The following is a 4616-nucleotide window of genomic DNA, read 5'->3' as shown; positions in this document are numbered from 1 at the left end:
CACCGAAACACGTGCACTTAAATCAAAATATAAAATACAAATCGTACCGAAGAAATAAAAACAAACTGGAATTGTTAACCTTTTAAATAAACAAAAAAGGTCAACCTATTTCAGGACGATACACAACATTATGACAAAAGAACCGACAATAAACAAATTAGAGTTACATTATTATTTTGATGAGTCGGATAGTTCTCATACAATGGATGCTTTTATCCGAAATAAATGTGAATTTGAACTATTGCAAATTTATAATGAATTTCAAAGAGAATTAGGTATAGATATTAAATTAGAAACCGAAGCTTTTGAAGAAGGAGGATTAACAGAGTTATGGACTCTAATGGGAAAATATCCTAATCAAATTACAATATTAATAACTCTTATTATTGCTGCAATTTCTAGAATTCCATTAAAGAAAAGTAGCCTTGAAAAACAAGATTTAGAATTAAGTATTGCTGAAAGAAAACTAAATATTGAAAACTTAAAAAAAGAACTAAATGAAAAAGAATCACCTAATCATATAAATATTGATGTCTTAAATATAATTATTGATTCTAATCCAAAAATATTAAAACATGTTTCTAATTATTATAAACAACTAAATAATTATCCTAAAGTAAAAAAAATATCAACTACGAAACTTGATGAGAAAAAACAAATACTTGAAGAAACTACTTATATTAAAAGAACTGATTTTGATAAATTCATAATTGAAAATGATGATTTGGAACCTACTATTGATGAAAATGCAACTATAGAAATTATATCTCCTGTTTTAAAAAAAGGGAAATATAAGTGGAAAGGTATTTATCTAAAAAAAGAAAAAACTATTGACTTTTACATGAAAGATAAAGCATTTAAACAATCTGTAATTGCTGAAGGTATTGAGTTTAAAAATGGAACTTTCATAGACTGTATTCTTGAAATATCTAGAAAAATAAATGAAGTCGGCGAAATTATCTTCTCATCTTATGCCGTTACTACAGTTTTGAAAAAGCATTTTGAAAATACAGTTGTTGAAACTCCACAAGGAAAGAAACATAGAGAAATAAAAGAAGCTAAAAAGAATCAATTTAATTTATTCGAGGATAATTCAGAATAAATGAAAAAAGCCCAGTGTACAACACCGGCTAAACTTCATGCGGGTTTTGTGCAAACTTCAAAGTTTTGTGTATATTTACTAAGTCGCCAAATCTTATTGATTTGGCTTTGTGAAAACCAAAGAAACAAAACCAAACAAAAAGCTTCGGCTTAGTTGCGTGTTCGAAAATCTTGTCGATTTTCAATCCCGCACAAAGCCTAGCCAAAACCGTTAGCTAATATTAAAAATGAAAAAACAAATAATATTTACACTTCTATTTTTATTTAGTCTTTCAGGAATTCAAAGTGCTAGCTTTGAAGATTGGTTAATATTTTCATTAATTATTCATTTAATTTGGATAATAATTCTTTCAAACGAAATGATTAAGTCTTCAAATCTGAAAAATAAGTTTGAAAAAACACTGAAAATAGTTAATAAAGCTTCTATTTATCTATTCATTATAGATGTTTTAATGATTTTTCTTTCACTCTCATTTTTGTTTAGATTAATTTTCGCCTATTTATATAGACCTATATTTTATTTAACATGTGTCTGCTTTTTTATTTCAATAATTGGGAATTATTATGTCATAATAAATGAATTATTTAAAAGGAAATATTCTTTAATAAAAAAAATTGGATTAATACTCTCTTCTTTATTTTACCCTATCGGTATTTACAGTATTAAATCGAAAGATTTTTAAATGAAAATATTGTTATTTTAAATAAATAACGGAACAGTTTTGAACTGCTCCGTTTAGTTAGTTAATTTTATCCTTTAGGAGGATAAGGATCATTTCCATAAGTTCTTTCACTTTGAATCTGTCCATTTTTTTTATGAATAACTACTTGAGCATTTCCATTATTACGTCCTATCTGAGCAGCTGCATTAATAGCTTCTGTTTTAGTATTAGTTATAATTGATGCTCTTTCGTTATCGCGACCCTTTACAGCCCAACCATCTCCTTTTTTAGAGATGTCATAAACTTTACGTCCCATATCTTTAAAAAACATTTTATCGTCTCAATTAAACAGGTGAGATTTCATTTCCTGTTTGTTTGAATTTTAAAGATAAATACTATATTCGCACTCCCAAACAAGAATAATGGATTCATTTTTAGGTCTCCAAACACCTAACCAATTTGTTATTTTCAATAGTCATACCAAGACTATTTATTTTAATAAATTGGTTTATTTATTAAAATAAATGTCATTATTATATTAAAATAACGTCAATATGTCATTAATTATTGACAATCTTTAAAACATTAGCTAACACCGGCTAAACTTCATGCGGGTTCTGTGCTTTCTCAAAGTTTTGTGTATATTTACTAAGTCGCCAAATCTTGTTGATTTGGCTTTGTGAAACCAAAGAAACAAAACCAAACAAAAAGCTTCGGCTTAGTTGCGTGTTCGAAAATCTTGTCGATTTTCAACCCCGCACAAAGCCTAGCCAAAACCGTTGGCAAAAATGTAAAACGCTATGAGAAAAATAATTTTAATTCTAATTTTAACGATAACTTATAACTTACATTCTCAAGATTTACCGACAGAACCCGTCAATGGATATGCATTTCCAATTGGTAGTAAGTTTACAATAAAATTATATCCGAAAGACTCAATAAGTTTCAACTATTCTATAATAAAATTTGAACCGTTTGAAAATATAGTTAACACTTGGGAAAACAATTACCTTTTTGAGAAAGAAGGAGAAAATGAGACTATTGAATTTTATTTCTGTTTAGGAACGAGTGGAGAAACTGAGGAAGAAAAAGATAAAAATATGAAAGTTTTGCTTCTAATGAAAAATAGAACGAAATATTCTCTAAATTATAATTCCGACATTCAAATAAAAGAAGAAGGTAAATTTGAAAAAACTTCAAATGTTGGAACACACCCGAACGCAAAAGGAATGGAAATGTGGCCTTATATGATCTATCAAATTGGATTAAATGATTTCAAAATAATGCAATAAAGACTATTGCCAACACCGGCTAAACTTCATGCGGGTTTTGTGCTTAATTCAAAGTTTTGTGTATATTTACTAGGTCGCCAAATCTTGTTGATTTGGCTTTGTGAAACCACAAAAAACAAAACCAAACAAAAAGCTTCGGCTTTGTACGTGTTCGAAAATCTTGTCGATTTTCTTCCCGCACAAAGCCTAGCCAAAACCGTTGGCAAATATTTGAGAAAAATGAAACATCTATTTTATATATTAATAATTTCAAGTATCAATGTAATAGGACAACAAAAACCTATATATTGGAAACAAAACGAAAAACTCACATGGGAAGATTTTCAAGGAAAAGCCGATCCTAAAAGTAGTGGAAATGCCAAAACAACATATAAAATTGACATAACTCCTAGTAATATAATCGTGGATGAAAATGACAATATTCATAATTATAAAAAATTATCAACTGTTGCCATTTTTTATAAAGATTTATCATGGTCGAAAGAAAAAAACAAAAATTCTTTACTCCTAAAACATGAACAATTACATTTTGATATTGCAGAATTATATGCTCGAAAAATTAAAATAAAATTTAGAGAAGCTATAAATCGAAAAGAAACGAAATTCTCTGTATATCAAAAAATTTACTCAGATTTATGGAATGAATGTAGATTATACCAAAAAAAATATGATAAGGAAACCATCCATGGTTTAGTAAAAACGATTAATGAAAAATGGATTCAAAAAGTTAATGAAGAATTATCACTTTTAAATATACCTAATTAGGATAAAAACATTAGCCAACACCGGCTAAACTTCATGCGGGTTTTGTGCTAACTTTAAAGTTTTGTGTATATTTACTAAGTCGCCAAATCTTGTTGATTTGGCTTTGTGAAACCAAAGAAACAAAACCAAACAAAAAGCTTCGGCTTAGTACGTAATCGAAAATCTTGTCGATTTTCAATCCCGCACAAAGCCTAGCCAAAACCGTTAGGTAAAACAGAATCACAGCTGCGTATTCGATTTTTTTAGAACTTATTTATCTTTGAAAAAATTTTGAAATCTGATAATTTCAACTCCTACTCTATTCTGAAAAATCATTGTTTTTTGTTGAGAAAATCGTAGGTACGCAAAAGTCGTTTAAGGAATTTTAAAGGATAGCTTCGCTGTTTTTTTGTTCGGACGTTTAAGTACACAAGAATTTCTTCAAATGCTCCTGAAAATGCTTAAATCGTTTCGTTGAGAAATTTCATTCTTTGAAAAAATGGTAGTTGCTGAAAAAACTAAACGTAAAAATGTTGTGTGAAAAATTAATCGAAAAATTGTCTTGTCTGAAATGAAAACAAAGAAAAAATTAGAACGTGGAAAATTGTTTCATTGATAATTAATCAATTAAAAAACTTGTGTTTGAATTCATCGTAGCAGCGTAAAAAATTAACCTTTTTAATTCGTTGACAGTTTTTTTGTCTGAAAAAAACTGCATTACCTAACACCGGCTAAACTTCATGCGGGTTTGGTTCTAAATCAAAGTTTTGTGTATATTTACTAAGTCGCCAAATCTTGTTGATTTGGCTTTGTGAAA

The 4616-nt window shown here is 28.3% G+C and carries 4 protein-coding genes; 3 read left to right on the top strand and 1 reads right to left on the bottom strand.

Features of this window, described 5'->3' with window-relative positions; translation table 11 throughout:
* The first annotated feature begins 130 nt into the window (after positions 1 to 130).
* A complete protein-coding gene (locus QVZ41_RS14460) occupies positions 131 to 1102 on the top strand; it encodes a hypothetical protein (RefSeq protein WP_302885357.1) in 972 nt (323 codons plus the stop codon).
* Between the two features lie 749 nt (positions 1103 to 1851).
* Here QVZ41_RS14460 and QVZ41_RS14455 read toward each other — a convergent pair.
* A complete protein-coding gene (locus QVZ41_RS14455) occupies positions 1852 to 2079 on the bottom strand; it encodes a DUF2188 domain-containing protein (protein WP_302885356.1) in 228 nt (75 codons plus the stop codon).
* Between the two features lie 484 nt (positions 2080 to 2563).
* Here QVZ41_RS14455 and QVZ41_RS14450 point away from each other — a divergent pair, with 484 nt between their 5' ends.
* Both QVZ41_RS14450 and QVZ41_RS14445 read left to right on the top strand, forming a co-directional pair.
* Positions 2564 to 3055, top strand: coding sequence for a hypothetical protein (locus QVZ41_RS14450; RefSeq protein ID WP_302885355.1), 492 nt, complete (start codon positions 2564 to 2566; stop codon positions 3053 to 3055).
* Between the two features lie 6 nt (positions 3056 to 3061).
* Positions 3062 to 3820 carry a hypothetical protein gene (locus QVZ41_RS14445; RefSeq protein ID WP_302885354.1) on the top strand — a complete coding sequence of 253 codons (759 nt, stop codon included), beginning with the start codon at positions 3062 to 3064 and terminating at the stop codon, positions 3818 to 3820.
* The last annotated feature ends 796 nt before the right edge of the window (positions 3821 to 4616 follow it).

Source organism: Wenyingzhuangia gilva, assembly GCF_030519655.1.
Lineage (GTDB): Bacteria > Bacteroidota > Bacteroidia > Flavobacteriales > Flavobacteriaceae > Wenyingzhuangia > Wenyingzhuangia gilva.
The sequence above is the reverse complement of the archived record's forward strand: the minus strand, read 5'-3'. Positions and strand labels throughout refer to the sequence as shown.